Source organism: Cellulomonas sp. McL0617, assembly GCF_049994875.1.
Classification (GTDB): Bacteria; Actinomycetota; Actinomycetes; order Actinomycetales; family Cellulomonadaceae; genus Cellulomonas.
The window spans coordinates 1,345,772-1,360,725 of the sequence record NZ_CP188256.1; the positions used below are offsets into that span (position 1 = coordinate 1,345,772).

A 14,954-nucleotide genomic window follows, 5' to 3' on the forward strand; every position below is an offset into this window, starting at 1 on the left:
GGCGCGACCACGCGCCCAGGACTCACCCCGATACCGGTGATGACCGTGGGGTGTTCGGCATGCACGGCACTCACCGGCGTGACCTCCTCGTCGTCCTGTCGCAGTGTGGGCCTTTGACGACCCTGAACGCCACTCGGCCGCGCCGTCCAGGGTCTTTCGGCCGTGGCCGACCGTGCGCAGCGTTAGTCTTGGCGTCGCGCGCGTCCGCAACCGCGAACCACGAACGCGCCCGCGAGCTGAGGAGTTCCATGAGCAAGGCAGAGCAGATCCTCGCAGCGCTGGGTGGGGACTCGAACGTCGTGGACCTCGAGCCCTGCATCACCCGCCTGCGCGTGGAGGTGACCGACGCCCACCTGGTCGACGAGGCCGCCCTCAAGGCCAGCGGAGCGTTCGGCGTCGTGCGCTCGGGTCACATCGTGCAGGTGATCGTCGGCCCGGAGGCCGACAACCTCGCCGCCGAGCTCGACTCCCTGCGCTGACGCCGGTCGCGACGTCCCGACCGTGGCCACCCTGCGCCTCGTCAGCCCCCTGACGGGCGTCGTGCTTCCCGTCACCGCCGTCCCCGACCCGGTGTTCGCCGAGGGGATGGTCGGTCCCGGTCTCGCCATCGAGCCGCTGCGCACCCAGACCCAGACCGTCGTCGCCCCCGCGGACGGCGTGATCGGCGCGCTGCACCCGCACGCGTTCGCGCTCGAGCTGAGCGAGGGGCGCACGATCCTCGTCCACCTCGGCATCGACACCGTCGGCCTCGCCGGCGCCGGCTTCACGCTGCACGTCGAGGGCGGTCAGACGGTGCGCGCCGGCGACCACCTGATCACGTGGTCGCCCGTGGACGTGCACGCAGCCGAGCTCGCGACCATCTGCCCGGTCGTCGCGCTCCAGGCCGACCCCGCTGCGCTGACCGTCCTGGTGCCCGAGGGCACGAGCGTGCGCGCGGGCGACCCGCTGCTCGACTGGGCCTGAGGCTCAGTCGTCCGACGACGACGTCGCCGGCGCCTCCCGTGCCTCGTGAGCGTGCGCGATGTCGTCCAGTGGCGTGTCGTGGGGGTCCCGTTGCTGCGAGGCCACGTGTGCCTCGTGCGTCGCCATCAGGTCCCGCTGGCCGGCCAGCGGCACGTGCGCCTGCTCGAGCACCCGGCGGGCGGCGACGCGCAGCTCGCGCGCGACCTCCCACTGCTGGGCCGGCGACGTCTTGACCTTGAGGCGCAGCGTGACGGCGTCTGCGCTGAGCTTCTCGATCCCGGTGATCGTCGGCTCGCCCAGGATGTGCGACCCGGTCACCGGGTCCGCCGCGACGCGGGCGGCCGCCTCGGCCAGCAACGACCGGACCTGGTCGAGGTCCGCGAAGTAGTCGACGTCGATCTCGACCACGGCCGTCGCCCAGCCCTGCGTCTTGTTGCCCACCCGCAACATCGTCCCGTTGGGCACGTACCAGAGCGTGCCGTCGGCGTCGCGGATCTTGGTGATCCGCAGCGTGACCGCCTCGACGGTGCCGTTCGCGGGTCCCACGTCGATCACGTCACCGACGCCGTACTGGTCCTCCAGCAGCATGAACAGGCCGGTGAGGAAGTCCTTCACCAGGCTCTGCGCGCCGAAACCGAGGGCGACGCCGATCACGCCGACCGAGGCGATGAACGGCGCGAGGCTGATGCCCAGGGTGTCGAGGATCATGAAGAACGCGGTGCCGCCGACGACGATCGTGGCCGTCGAGCGCAGCACCGAGCCGATCGTCCGGGCCCGCTGGGCGCGGCGCGCGTTGGCCAGCGGGTTGGCCTTGTCGAGCACCGCGCCGACGGCGGATTCGCCGAGCGGCTTGAGGACGCCGCGCTCGAGCCATGGCGTCCCGTCGGCCACCCGGTTGGTGATCCCTCGGATCGACCGCCGGATGAGCCAGAGCGCGATGGAGCTGATGGCGACGATGAGGATGATGCGCAGCGGGATGCCGACGAACCACTCGCCGAGGGTCTGCGGAGCCTTGTTGGGATCCAGGATCGAGACGGGGCTCGGGCTGGGGTCCGCGGCCGGGATCACGCGCGGCTCCACAGGCCCGTGCGGTCGCCCGCGAACTGCAGCTGCTCGACGGACAGCCCGATGGTGCGCGACAACGACCGGCCGCCGTGCCCGACCCCGGTCTCGCGCCGCACGAGGATCGGATGCGTGGCCGGATCACCGATCGTCGCCGCCTGCAGGGCCGCCGCGAGCTTGCGCGCGTGCAGGGGGTCGACGCGGGTGTCGCCCTCGAACACCGTGAACAGCGTGGCGGGGTAGTCCGTGCCGTCGACCACGCTGTGGTACGGCGAGTAGCCGAGCAGCCAGCCGAGCTCCGTCGGGTGGTCCGCGTCGCCGTACTCCTCGGTCCACGTGACGCCGAGCCCGAACAGCTGGTAGCGGACCATGTCGAGCAGCGGCGCCGAGCAGACCGCGGCGGCGAACAGGTCGGGCCGCTGGGTGACGGCCGCGCCGACCAGCAGGCCGCCGTTCGAGCCGCCCCAGCAGGCCAGCAGGTCGGGCGTCGTCCAGCCGTTCGCGACGAGGTGCTCACCGACCGCGTGGAAGTCGTCGTACACGTTCTGCTTGTTGCCCCGCATGCCGTCGCGGTGCCACTGCTCACCCTCCTCGCCGCCGCCGCGCAGGTTGGCGACGACGTACACGCCACCCGCCTCGACCCACGCGAGAGTCGACGCCGAGTACGCCGGGTCGAGCGAGATCTGGAAGCCCCCGTAGCCGTAGAGGATCGTCGGGGCGGGCCTGGTCGGCGCGCCGGTCGCGTCGAGGGAGTCGGCGAGGGCGACGACGAACGCGCGCACCACCGTGCCGTCCTTGCTGACCACGTCGATCTGCTGCGCGCGGACGTCGGGCAGGTCGGCGACGAGACCCGGGGGAGCGGCCCACAGCGTCGTGCGCCGCGTGGCCGCGTCGAGGTGGTGGACGCTCGACGGGCTGGTGTGGTCGGTGTACGAGAACCAGACGTCCTGCCCGCCCTCGGGTCGCGTCACGAGGCCCGAGATCGAGCCCAGGCCCGGCAGCGGGACGCTCTCCCAGAGCTCGCCGGTCTGCGGGTCGTGCGCGGTCACCTCGGAGACGGCGTGCCGACGCCAGGAGGCGAACAGGGCCGTCGGCGTCCGGTCGTCACCGCCGTCGTCGGCGAACGACACGTCCTCCAGCACCGCCGTCGGGTCCTGCGCCAGCAGCGTGGTCCAGTGCTCGACGCCGGGTGTCGTCGGGTCGGTCACGGCGAGGCGGCCGCGGGGCGCGTCGAGGTTCGTGTGCACGTAGAGCCGCCCGTCGCGGGCCACCCACGCACCGGTCTCGGCGTCGAGCCCGACGGCCACCTCGACGAACGCGGGGTGGTCGCGGGGCGTGGCCTCGAGGTCGGCGATCCACACGTCGGTGCGCGGCGCGGTGCCGGCGGACGCCGAGACGATCAGCCACCGACCGTCGCGCGACACGGAGACGCCGTAGTAGTTCGTGTGGTCGAGCCCGTCGCCGAACACCTCGACGTCCTGCTCGGCCGGCGTGCCCAGGCGGTGCAGCCAGACGCGCCGGTGGTACTGGACCTCGTCGGCGGGCAGGGCGTCCGGGGCCAGGCGACGCACGTAGTAGAACGCCTCCCCACCAGGCAGCCAGGCCACGGGGGAGTAGCGGGCGCGGTCGACGGGCCCGTCGACGATCTCGCCGGTGGTCACGTCGAGCACCCGCAGGACCGACTCCTCGGTGCCACCGGTCGAGACCTGGTAGGCGACGAGGTGGCCCTCCTTCGACGGCTGCCACGAGTCGAGCGTCGTCGTGCCTTCGGGGTCGATCTGCATGGGGTCCAGCAGGACGCGCTCGTCGTCGCCGTCGGCCACCACGACCACGGCGTGCTCCTGGTCGCCCGACCGCCGCGAGAAGAACCGTCGGTCGCCACGCCAGGCGGGCGGGCTGACGAAGCCGGCCCCGAGCAGCTCGCGCAGCCGGGCGGTCAGCGCCGGCGTGGCCAGGGTTCCGTCCGTCGGCAGCCCGGCGCGGTACCGCTCGTAGAGGTCGTCCTGCGCCGTCGACCACGCCTGCGTCTCGTCGGACGACTCGTCCTCGAGCCAGCGGTACGGGTCGGCGACCGCGTGGCCGTGCAGGTCCTCGACCAGGTCGAGGCGGGGCGTCGGCGGGTAGGGACGCAGCGCGGGTGCCGTCATGGTTCGCAAGGTTACGTCGGACGTCCCCACCGCCGGGCCGTGTGACGCACCCGGACGGCATACGTCCTGCGTGCGGCGACAGCCCTCTGGCAGGATCGGTCCGTGGCCGACGACCCGGTACCTGCGTCCGACGCCCTGCTCCGTCTCGCCGCGGCCTACGGCGTGGTGCCCGACCACTGGGACTTCCACGGCCAGAACCGCCGCGCGAGCACCGCGACGCTGCAGGGCGTGCTCGGTGCGCTCGGCGTCGACGCGTCCTCGCCGGAGCGGATCGACCTGGCGATCGCGCACGTCGAGGACATGCCGTGGCGGCGCGTGCTGCCGCCGGTGCTGGTGGTCCGCCAGGGCCGGCACGCCCACGTCGCGGTGCACGTGAGCCACGGCGACCCGGTCGAGGTGTGGGTCGAGCTGGACCCCGAGGTCGGCGGCGGTCGCCGCGAGGTCGCCCAGGCGGACGTGCTCGCGGCCCCCCGCACCGTCGACGGGCGCCTGGTGGGCCGGGCCACGTTCACGCTCCCCGACGACCTCCCGCTCGGCTGGCACGAGATCGTCGCCAGCGGGCCGTCCGCCGACGCGCACAGCCCGCTCGTCGTGACCCCGACGCACCTCGACGTGCCCGAGTCGATCCGTCGGCACCGGTCCTGGGGCCTCATGGCGCAGCTCTACTCGGTCCGCTCGAACAGCTCCTGGGGCGTCGGCGACCTGGCGGACCTCGCGGAGATCGGCTGGCTCGCCGGGCGTGAGCTCGGCGCCGACTTCCTGCTCATCAACCCGCTGCACGCCGCCGAGCCGACCGTGCCGATGACGCCGTCGCCGTACCTGCCGACCACCCGCCGGTTCGTGAACCCGATCTACATCCGGGTCGAGGACGTCCGCGAGGCCGGGTACCTGTCCGCCGCGGACCGCACGCTCGTCGAGTGGGCCGCCGAGCCCGTGCTGGCCACGGACCGCGACTCCGGACCGATCGACCGCGACGCCGCCTGGACCGCCAAGCGGACGGCCCTGGAGGTCCTGTTCGCCGCGCCGCGCTCGGCCGCACGCCAGGCTGCGTTCGACAGCTACGTCGAGCTGGAGGGCGCCGGCCTCGAGACCTTCGCGCTCTGGTGCGCGCTCGCGGAGCGGTACGAGAACGAGGAGTGGCCGGTCGAGGCTCGCGACCCGTCGTCGGCGTTCGTCGCGCAGGCCCGCAGCGAGCTGGGCGAGCGCGTCGAGTTCCACATGTGGCTGCAGTGGCAGGCAGACGAGCAGCTCGCCGCCGCGCAGCGGGCCGCGCTCGACGGGGGCATGGCGCTGGGGATCATGCACGACCTCGCCGTGGGCGTGCACCCCGAAGGGGCCGACGTGTGGGCCCTCGGCGACGTGCTCGCGAGCGGCGCGACGGTCGGCGCGCCGCCCGACATGTACAACCAGCAGGGCCAGAACTGGTCGCAGCCCCCGTGGCGCCCGGACGCCCTGGCCCGTGCCGCGTACAAGCCGTACCGGGACATGCTGCGCACGGTCCTGCGGCATGCCGGCGCCATCCGCATCGACCACGTCATCGGGCTGTTCCGGCTGTGGTGGATCCCCGAGGGTGCCGACTCCGGCGACGGGGCCTACGTGCGGTACGACCACGAGGCGCTCGTCGGGATCCTGGCGCTCGAGGCGCACCGCGCGGGGGCGGTCGTCATCGGCGAGGACCTCGGCGTGGTCGAGCCGTGGGTGCGCGACTACCTGTCCGACCGCGGCATCCTGGGCACCTCCGTGCTCTGGTTCGAGCGGGACATGCACGGTGCGCCGCTGCCGCCCGAGCACTACCGGCCGCTCGTCCTGGCCACGGTCACCACGCACGACCTGCCCCCCAGCGCCGGCTACCTCGCCGGTGAGCACGTCGCGATCCGCGAGCGGCTCGGGCTGCTGACGGAGCCGGTCGAGGTGGTGCGGGCGGCCGCTGTCGCCGAGCGCGACCAGATGCTCGGCGTGCTGCGCCAGCGCGGCCTGCTGGGCGACGACCCCTCCGAGCGCGAGATCATCGAGGCGCTCCACCGGTACGTTCTGGCCACGCCGGCCGTTCTGGTCGGCGTGTCGCTGGCCGACGCGGTCGGCGAGCGACGCGCTCAGAACCAGCCCGGTACCGACCAGGAGTACCCGAACTGGAAGGTGCCCCTTGCCGACGGCTCGGGTCGCGTCGTGCTCGTCGACGACCTCTTCACCAACTCACGCCTGCGCTCGCTGGCGGCGGTCCTCAACGGCTGACGCTCCCGGGAGACCGCGGGTGGAGCGCGGGACGCTCGCCGGGGTCCCGTTCGCCTCGGCGGGATCCGGTGAGGTTCCGCTGGTGGTGCTGCCCGGCCTGGCGCTGCGCGTCGGCGTCCCGGGCGACCGCCAGGTGCGCAACGTCCTGAGTCCGCTGCGTGGCGTGGGGGACCGTCGACGGCTGGTCGTGCTCGACCGCTGGCCGGGGCTGCCGGACGGTCTGACGCTCGCCACCCTCGCGGCCCGCTACGCGGCGGCCCTCACCGAGCTCGGGGCACCGGTGGACGTGCTGGGTGTCTCCACGGGCGGCAGCATCGCGCAGGTGCTCGCCGCCGACCACCCGCACCTCGTGCGCAGGCTGGCACTGGTCAGCACCGCGTGCCGCCTCGGCCCCGGTGCGCGGGACGTGCAGGCCGAGATTGCCCGGCTGCTCGGGCACGGAGCGGTCCGTGCCGCGGGACGCGCCATGGCGGGCTCGGTCGTCCCGCCGGTGCTGGCCCCGCTGGCGCGCCCGATCGGTTGGATCCTGGCGCCCGTGCTGGTCGGCGGGTCCCGCGCCGCGTCCGACCTGAGACTGACGCTCGAGGCGGAGGACGGGTTCGACCTCACGCTCTGTACGGCCCCGATCGAGGCACCGACGCTGGTCGTCGGGGGCGGGCGGGACCGTTTCTACCCGCGGTCGCTCTTCGAGGAGACGGCCCGGCTCATCCCGCACAGCCAGCTCCTGGTCAGGCCGAGACGCGGGCACGTCAACGTCGCGGGCGACCGCGTGGTGACGGCCCACCTGGCGGGCTTCTTCACGGCCCCGTGACCGCCGACGACGGCCCCGCCCGCACGGGACGGGGCCGTCGGTCGACGCGTCAACGGGGCAGTCGGTCCGCCGCCTGGGCGGCCAGCGCCCGGCGGACGCCGTCGCGGGACTCGAGCACCAGCCGGCGCAGGGCCGGTGACGCGTCCGGGTGGCTGGCGAGCCACCCGTCGGTCAGGGCGAGGACGTCCACGCGGCCGTCGCCGGCCAGGTCGGTCGGGTAGAGGCCGACGACGATGTTCTGCGCCATCTCGCTCGTCTTCGACGCCCAGACCTGTTCGAGGCTCTCGAAGTACGGCGCGACGAACGGCAGGAGCAGACCGATGTCGTGCACGCGCCCGAAGCCGGCGATCGTGGCGGCCTGGATCGCGTTGGGCAGACCGTCACCACCGAGGACGGCGGCCCAGGCGGTCGCCTTGGCCTTCGCGGTCGGGACGGCCGCCCGCGCGGCGGACGCGGCCCGCTGCCCGGTCGCGGTCGGGTCGGCGGCGAGCTGTGCGGCGACGTCGACCTCGCCCGCACGGCCACCGGCGACCAGCGACGTCAGCAGCTCCCAGCGCAGGTCGGTGTCGATCGACAGCCCCTCCAGCGTCGCGTGCCCGTCGAGCAGGTCGCGCACGGCATCCAGCTGGTCGGCCGTCGCCGCCCGGCCGGCGAACGCTTTGACCAGCTGCAGCTGCGTGTCGGAGCCGGCTTGTGCGCCACGGGCCAGCGCGAGCAGCGCGTCGGCGGCTCGGACGTCCGAGGCGGCCCGGTGCTCGGGGGCGACGAACAGGTCGAGGGTGGTGCCCAGCTGGCGCAGCAGGACGAGCAGGACCGAGGAGTCGGTCTCGTGCGCGAGGTTGCCCAGCACCAGGTCCACGAACGCCCCGGCGGGAGTCTCGCCGTCGCGGGTGGCGTCCCACGCCGCCGTCCACACCAGCGTGCGGGGCAGCGAGTCGTCGAACTCGCCCAGGTGCTGGACCGCCGTGGCCAGCGACTGCGCGTCCAGGCGGATCTTGGCGTAGGCCAGGTCGTCGTCGTTCACCAGGATCAACGCGGGACGCGGGACGCCGACCAGCTCCGGGACCTCGGTCCGCGCACCGTCGACGTCGAGCTCGACGCGCACCGTCCGGACGAGCCGGCCCGTCGCGGCGTCGAGGTCGTAGCCGCCGACGGCCAGGCGGTGCGGGCGCTGGACCGGGTACTCGTCGGGAACCTCCTGCAGGACCGCGAACGAGGTGATGACCCCGGCGTCGTCGACGACGATCTCCGGACGCAGCAGGGTGACGCCCGCCCGCTCCAGCCACAGCCCGGACCAGGCGGACAGGTCGCGACCGCTCGTCGCCTCCAGCTCGGTCAGCAGGTCACGCAGCTCGGTGTTGCCCCACGCGTGCTTGGCGAAGTAGGCGCGTACGCCTGCGAAGAACTCGTCCTGGCCGACCCAGGCGACCAGCTGCTTGAGCACGCTGGCGCCCTTGGCGTACGTGATGCCGTCGAAGTTGACCTCGACGTCCTCCAGGTCGCGCATGTCCGCGACGATCGGGTGCGTGGAGGGCAGCTGGTCCTGACGGTAGGCCCAGTTCTTCTCGAGCGAGGAGAACGTGGTCCAGGCGCTGGTCCAGCGCGTCGCGCTGGCCGCGGCCAGCGTCGAGGCGTACTCGGCGAACGACTCGTTCAGCCACAGGTCGTCCCACCAGCGCATGGTCACCAGGTCGCCGAACCACATGTGCGCGAGCTCGTGCAGGATGGTCACCGCGCGGCGCTCGATCGTGGCCTCGGGGACCTTCGAGCGGAACACGTAGGACTCGAGGAACGTCACGGCGCCGGCGTTCTCCATGGCGCCCGCGTTGAACTCGGGGACGAACAGCTGGTCGTACTTGGCGAACGGGTAAGGCGCCCCGAAGGAACGCTCGTAGAACTCGAACCCGCGGCGCGTGACGTCCAGGATGTTGTCCGTGTCGAGGTGCTCGGCCAGCGACCCGCGGCAGTAGACGCCCAGCGGGACGGTCCGGCCGTCGGAGCTTGTGAGCTCCTGGTGCTCCCCGTGGTACGGCCCGGCGATGATCGCGGTGATGTACGACGAGATCCGTGGCGTGGTCTCGAAGGTCCACGTCGCCGTGCCCTTGTCCGCGCCGCCGTTGGCGTTCACGCCGTCCGGGACCGCGACGGGAGCGTCGACCTGCGGGTAGTTGGACACCACGGTCCAGTGCGCCGGCGCGGTGACGGTGAACGCGAACGTCGCCTTGAGATCGGGCTGCTCGAACACCGCGAACACCCGCCGGGAGTCGGCCACCTCGAACTGCGAGTACAGGTAGACCTCGTCGTCCACCGGGTCGACGAAGCGGTGCAGGCCCTCGCCGGTGTTCATGTAGGCCGCGTCCGCGACGACGACGAGCTCGTTGTCGGCGGCGAGGTCGGCCAAGGCGATCCGCGAGTCGGCGACCACGGTGGCGACGTCGAGCGCGCGTCCGTTGAGGGTCACCTCGCGGACGGTCGGCGCGATCAGGTCGATGAACGTGCTCGCCCCGGGGGTGGCGGCGAACCGCGCCGTGGTGCGCGACGTGAAGGTCGTCGGGCCGGTGGTGAGGTCGAGCGCGACCTCGTACGACTCGGTCAGCACGACGGCTGCACGCTCGCGCGCCTCGGCTCGGGTGAGGTTCTCTCCAGGCACGCAGACTCCTTGGGTCGTGGTCTCTTCGTGGTGGCTGCGCCCGCTGGTGTGCGCGGGTCGGGCTCGCTCGATCATCCCATGCACGGGCGAGCCTGGCCGGGCCCCGGGCGGGCGGGCCTAGGGTTCGTCGCGTGCACGCCACCTACGACGCGATCGTGGTCGGCGGCGGCCACAACGGGCTCACCGCCGCCGCATACCTGGCCCGCGTGGGCCAGACCGTCCTGGTGCTCGAACGCTCCGAGCACCTCGGGGGTGCCACGCGGTCCGAGCGGATGTTCCCGGGCGTCGATGCCCGGGTGTCGCGCTACTCCTACCTCGTCTCCCTGCTCCCGCGCAGGGTGGTAGGTGAGCTCGGGCTGCCGATCGAGCTGCGGCGCCGGCGGTACGCGTCCTACACGCCGGTCCCCGGTGACCCCGGTCGTGGCCTGCTGGTCGACACCGCCGACGAGGCGGCCACCGCCGCGTCGTTCGACGCGATCGGCGCGACCGGCGACCTGGCCGCCTGGCGCGGGTTCGGTGCGCGCACCGGGGCTCTGGCAGCACGGCTCTTCCCGACGATGACCGAGCCGCTGCTGTCGCGCGCCGACGCCCGCGCGCTGCTCGGCGAGGACGACTGGCGCGACCTGGTCGACAACCCGATCGCCGACGTCGTCGACGGCACGTTCCGTGACGACCTGGTCCGCGGCGTGGTGCTCACCGACGCGTTGATCGGGACGTTCGCGTCCACGCGCGACGCCGGCCCGGCGAACCGCTGCTTCCTGTACCACGTCATCGGCGGCGGCACCGGGGACTGGGACGTGCCGATGGGTGGCATGGGGGCCGTCGAGCAGGCGCTGGAGGATGCGGCACGGGCGTGGCGCGCCGACCTGCGCACCGGCGCCACCGTCACCCATGTCGACCCCGGCACGGCCGCTCGCCCGGCCGAGGTCAGCTGGACCGACGAGGACGGCGTCCCGCGCAGCGCGGGCGCACAGTTCGTCCTCGCCGCCTGCGCCCCGGCCGTGCTCGACCGGCTGCTGGGCGACGCGCCGGCCGACCCGCCACCGGAGGGGTCGCAGCTCAAGGTCAACATGGTGCTCAGCCGGCTGCCGCGCCTGCGCTCCGGCGTCGACCCGGCCGTCGCGTTCGCGGGCACGTTCCACGTCAACGAGACGGCGACGCAGCTGGAGCAGGCGCACGCCGATGCCGCCGCCGGCCACATCCCCGCGGTCCCGCCCGTCGAGACCTACTGCCACTCGCTCACCGACGACTCGATCCTGGGCCCGGAGCTGCGCGCCGGCGGCGCCCACACGCTGACGGCGTTCGGGCTGCACATGCCGGCCCGGCTGTTCGTCGACGACCCCGACGCTGCCCGCACGGACGCGCTCGCCGCGACGCTCGCCTCCCTGGACAGCGTGCTGGCCGAGCCGATCGAGGACTGCCTCCTGGCCGACGCCGACGGGACGCCGTGCCTCGAGGTCCGGAGCCCGGTCGACCTCGAGGCCGACGTGGCGCTGCCCGGCGGCCACATCTTCCACCGCGACCTGTCGTGGCCGTGGGCCGAACGGGACGACGAGGTGGGCCGCTGGGGCGTCGAGACCGCCCACCCGCGCGTCCTGCTGGCGGGCGCCGGCGCCCGCCGCGGCGGGGGCGTGAGCGGCATCCCGGGGCGCGCCGCGGCCATGGTCGTGGTCTCGCAGCTCTGATCGGGAAGTTCTCCGAGGCAATCGGTGTTGTCGACCACGGCACCCATCGACAACCCCTGGAGGACCCTGTGAGCACCACGCCCGTCGTCGACTTCTGGTTCGACCCGCTGTGCCCGTGGGCCTGGATGACGTCGCGCTGGATGGACGAGGTGAGCGCGCAGCGAGAGGTCGAGGTGCGCTGGCACGTGATGAGCCTGGCCGTGCTCAACGAGAAGCGGGACCTGCCGGAGAACTACCGGGCGCTGATGGACGAGGCCTGGGGTCCGGTTCGCGTGATCATCGCCGCGGCGCGCGACCACGGCGACGGCGTCATCAAGCCGCTGTACGACGCGATCGGCACGCGCCGGCACCCGGGCGCCCGCACCGACACCGCAGCGATCATCGCGGAGTCGCTCGCCGAGGTCGGTCTGCCCGCCTCGCTCGCCGCCGTCGCCGAGACCGACGAGGTCGACGCCCTCCTGCGCGAGTCGCACACCGAGGGGATCTCGCTGGTCGGTGAGGACGTCGGGACACCCGTCGTGGCCATCGACGGCGTGGGCTTCTTCGGCCCGGTCATCACGCCCGCGCCCACGGGCGACGCGGCCCTGCGCCTCTTCGACGGGCTCGCGCTGATGACGTCCGTGCCCGGCTTCTACGAGCTGAAGCGTTCGCGGACGGCCGGCCCCTCGTTCTGACGCCGGTTCGCACGTCCGGTTCCTCCCGTGTGATCCTGGTCGCCGGTCAAGGAGTCGAACGGGTCGGTAGCGGCCTGCGGAGGTGACATGAGGCGGCGCACGCTCATCACGGTCTTCGTCGTCGTCGACGTCGTGCTCGTGGTCCTCCTGGTGGTCATCGCGCTGAACCGGGGCGGCGGCGGTGGGGATTCGGGTGACACCGCAGGGAGCGCCGGCACCGGCACGTCGGCCCACCCGTCCGGCGCCGGGTCGCCCGCGGCCACCGGGACCACGCAGTTCGCCCTGCCCAGCGGCAACATCGCCTGCGCGATGTCGACCGACGGTGTGACGTGCACGATCGCGAGCTTCACCTACGCCCCCCCGGTCGTGCCCGGGTGCGCCGAGGTCACCGGGCACGTGATCGTGCTCAACGCCGACGGCGTCGCGTTCTCGTGCGTCAGCGGTCCGCCACCCGCGGTGGCCGGCAGCGACGTGCCCGTGCTCGACTACGGGAAGTCCACGACAGTGGGCGAGTACACGTGCACGAGCGCGACCGACGGCGTGCAGTGCGTCGACGGGTCGGGCAAGGGCTTCCAGCTCGCCCGGGCCGCGTGGAAGGAGATCTCCTGAGCCGCCCGGGTGGGCGGCCCAGGGTCACGTCACCCCGTCACCAGATGCGGACGCGCTCCTGCGGGTCCAGGTACAGCGCGTCCCCGGGCTGCACGTCGAACGCCTCGTAGAACTCGTCGATGTTGCGGACCACCCCGTTGCAGCGGAACTCGTTGGGGGAGTGCGGGTCCATCGCGAGGCGCCGGATGATCTCCTCGTCGCGACCCTTCGCCTGCCACACCTGCGCCCAGCCGAGCAGCACGCGCTGGACGCCCGTCAGCCCGTCGATCACGGGTGCCTCGGACAGCGGTGTGCCCAGGGCGATCCGGTAGGCCGTCAACGCGATCGACAGCCCGCCCAGGTCGCCGATGTTCTCGCCGATCGTCAGCTCGCCGTTGACGTGGTGGCTGCCCGCCAGCTGCTCGGGCGAGAACTCGGAGTACTGGTCGATGAGCGCCTTGGTGCGCGTCTCGAACTCCGCCCGGTCCTCCGCGGTCCACCAGTCCTCGAGCAGGCCGTCGCCGTCGAACTTGGAGCCCTGGTCGTCGAACCCGTGGCCGATCTCGTGGCCGATCACCGCGCCGATGCCGCCGTAGTTGACCGCCGGGTCGGCGTCGGCGTCGAAGAACGGGGGCTGCAGGATCGCGGCCGGGAAGACGATCTCGTTCATGCCGGGGTTGTAGTACGCGTTCACCGTCTGCGGCGTCATGAACCACTCGTCGCGGTCGATCGGCTTGCCGATCTTCGCCAGCTCGCGGTCCTGCTCGGCCGCGTGCGCGCGCTTGATGTTGCCGACGAGGTCGTCCGGCTCGACCACGAGCGCGCTGTAGTCGCGCCAGCGGACGGGGTAGCCGATCTTCGGGGTGAACGCGTCGAGCTTGGCCAGCGCCTTGGCGCGCGTGTCCTCGCCCATCCAGTCGAGACCGGTGATCGACTCGCGGTACGCCTCGACCAGGTGACCGACCAGCTCCTCCATGCGCGCCTTGTGGCTGGGCGGGAAGTGCCGCTCGACGTAGACCTTGCCGACGGCCTCGCCGAGCACGCCCTGCACCACGGAGACGGCCCGCTTCCACCGGTCCCGCAGCTCCTGCGCACCGGTGAGCGTGCGGCCGTAGAAGTCGAAGTTCGCGTCGACCAGGTCGTCCGTCAGGTACGAGGCGCGGCTGCTGACGAGGTGGAACGCAAGCCAGGCCTGCCAGTCCTCGAGCGGCTCCGACTGCCACAGCTCCGAGAACGCCACGGCGAACGACGGCTCCCGCACGACCAGCCGGTCGAAGGCCCCCGCGGGTGCACCCAGCGCGAGCACCCAGGTGTTCCAGTCGAACCCGGGGGCGCTCTCGGCCAGCTCGGTGAGCGTCATCGCGTTGTAGGTGAGGTCGGCGTCGCGGTCCTTGACGACGTCCCAGTGTGCGGCGGCCAGCTTGGTCTCCAGCCCCACGACGCGGCCGGCGAGCTCGTCGGCGGCCGCGTCGTCCGCCGCGACGCCGCCGAGCCGGAGCATGGTGGCGACGTGTGGGCGGTAGGCGGCCAGGACGCTCGCGTACTGCTCGTCGCGGTAGTACGACTCGTCGGGCAGACCGAGGCCGCCCTGCGCCAGCAGGACGACGTAGCGGGTGGGCTCCTTGGAGTCGTTGTCGACGCCGAACTCGACGCCGCCGGCCCCGCCCGTGCGCTGCAGCGCTCCGAGCACGCCTGTCAGCTCGGCCTGCGAGGTCGCGCCCGCGATGAGCGCCAGGTCCACCTGCAGCGGGTCGAGCCCGCGCGCCGCGATCGTGTCGGTGTCCATGAAGCTGGCGTACAGGCCGCCCACCTTCGCCTCGACGGGATCGGTCGATTCTCCGTCCGCCGCCCCTGTGCCCGCGGTACCCGCGTCGGTGATGATGTCCCGTACCTGCTCCTCGGCCTGGTCGTGCAGGGCCCGGAAGGAGCCGTCCATCGCGCGGTCGGCGGGGATCACGTGCGCTGCGGCCCAGAGGCCGTTCACGTGGGCGTAGAGGTCGTCCTGGGGACGGACGTCGGGGTCGAGTGCGGTCAGGTCGATGCCACTGCGCGTCATGAGGACAGCGTACGGACCGGCACCGACCTCGCCCGGGCGGACGCCGGTCCGGGGGATCTGCTGAGCGCGAACGCTGAGCCCCGTGC

11 protein-coding genes are annotated in these 14,954 nt (G+C 73.0%); 7 read left to right on the forward strand and 4 right to left on the reverse strand.

Annotated elements, in window-relative coordinates; genetic code table 11:
* Positions 1–59 precede the first annotated feature (59 nt).
* Both ACPPVS_RS06095 and ACPPVS_RS06100 read left to right on the forward strand, forming a co-directional pair.
* Positions 60–479 (forward strand): glucose PTS transporter subunit EIIB, encoded by a 420-nt coding sequence (locus ACPPVS_RS06095; RefSeq protein ID WP_426595892.1) that lies wholly within the window; start codon positions 60–62, stop codon positions 477–479.
* Between the two features lie 22 nt (positions 480–501).
* Positions 502–963: a PTS sugar transporter subunit IIA gene (locus tag ACPPVS_RS06100; RefSeq protein ID WP_426595136.1), complete on the forward strand. Its 462-nt coding sequence runs from the start codon at positions 502–504 to the stop codon at positions 961–963.
* Between the two features lie 3 nt (positions 964–966).
* On the opposite strand, the gene ACPPVS_RS06105 is transcribed toward ACPPVS_RS06100, so the two are convergent.
* Positions 967–2,031: a mechanosensitive ion channel family protein gene (locus tag ACPPVS_RS06105; protein WP_426595137.1), complete on the reverse strand. Its 1,065-nt coding sequence runs from the start codon at positions 2,029–2,031 to the stop codon at positions 967–969.
* Positions 2,028–4,172, reverse strand: coding sequence for a prolyl oligopeptidase family serine peptidase (locus ACPPVS_RS06110; protein ID WP_426595138.1), 2,145 nt, complete (start codon positions 4,170–4,172; stop codon positions 2,028–2,030). Before ACPPVS_RS06110 ends, ACPPVS_RS06105 begins: the two co-directional genes overlap by 4 nt.
* Positions 4,173–4,274: 102 nt before the next feature.
* Between ACPPVS_RS06110 and malQ the strand changes: the two genes are divergently transcribed.
* Together malQ and ACPPVS_RS06120 are read left to right on the forward strand one after the other, a co-directional pair.
* Positions 4,275–6,404 carry a 4-alpha-glucanotransferase gene (gene malQ, locus ACPPVS_RS06115; RefSeq protein WP_426595139.1) on the forward strand — a complete coding sequence of 710 codons (2,130 nt, stop codon included), beginning with the start codon at positions 4,275–4,277 and terminating at the stop codon, positions 6,402–6,404.
* A 19-nt stretch (positions 6,405–6,423) separates the two neighbouring features.
* Entirely contained in the window at positions 6,424–7,215 is a 792-nt protein-coding gene (locus ACPPVS_RS06120; protein ID WP_426595140.1) for an alpha/beta fold hydrolase, read from the forward strand.
* A 49-nt stretch (positions 7,216–7,264) separates the two neighbouring features.
* Here the strand turns inward: ACPPVS_RS06120 and pepN are convergent, their stop codons facing one another.
* On the reverse strand, positions 7,265–9,865 hold the full coding sequence (pepN, locus tag ACPPVS_RS06125) for an aminopeptidase N (RefSeq protein WP_426595141.1): 2,601 nt from the start codon (positions 9,863–9,865) through the stop codon (positions 7,265–7,267).
* A 131-nt stretch (positions 9,866–9,996) separates the two neighbouring features.
* On the opposite strand from pepN, the gene ACPPVS_RS06130 reads away from it, so the two are divergent.
* From ACPPVS_RS06130 to ACPPVS_RS06140, 3 genes are all read left to right on the forward strand, one after another.
* Positions 9,997–11,550, forward strand: a complete 1,554-nt coding sequence (locus tag ACPPVS_RS06130; RefSeq protein ID WP_426595142.1) for a phytoene desaturase family protein — start codon at positions 9,997–9,999, stop codon at positions 11,548–11,550.
* 125 nt (positions 11,551–11,675) lie between these two features.
* Positions 11,676–12,224, forward strand: coding sequence for a disulfide bond formation protein DsbA (locus ACPPVS_RS06135; protein ID WP_426595893.1), 549 nt, complete (start codon positions 11,676–11,678; stop codon positions 12,222–12,224).
* 87 nt (positions 12,225–12,311) lie between these two features.
* Positions 12,312–12,833 (forward strand): DUF6636 domain-containing protein, encoded by a 522-nt coding sequence (locus ACPPVS_RS06140; protein ID WP_426595143.1) that lies wholly within the window; start codon positions 12,312–12,314, stop codon positions 12,831–12,833.
* A 37-nt stretch (positions 12,834–12,870) separates the two neighbouring features.
* Here ACPPVS_RS06140 and ACPPVS_RS06145 read toward each other — a convergent pair whose 3' ends face one another.
* Entirely contained in the window at positions 12,871–14,868 is a 1,998-nt protein-coding gene (locus ACPPVS_RS06145) for a M13 family metallopeptidase (protein ID WP_426595144.1), read from the reverse strand.
* Positions 14,869–14,954 lie beyond the last annotated feature (86 nt).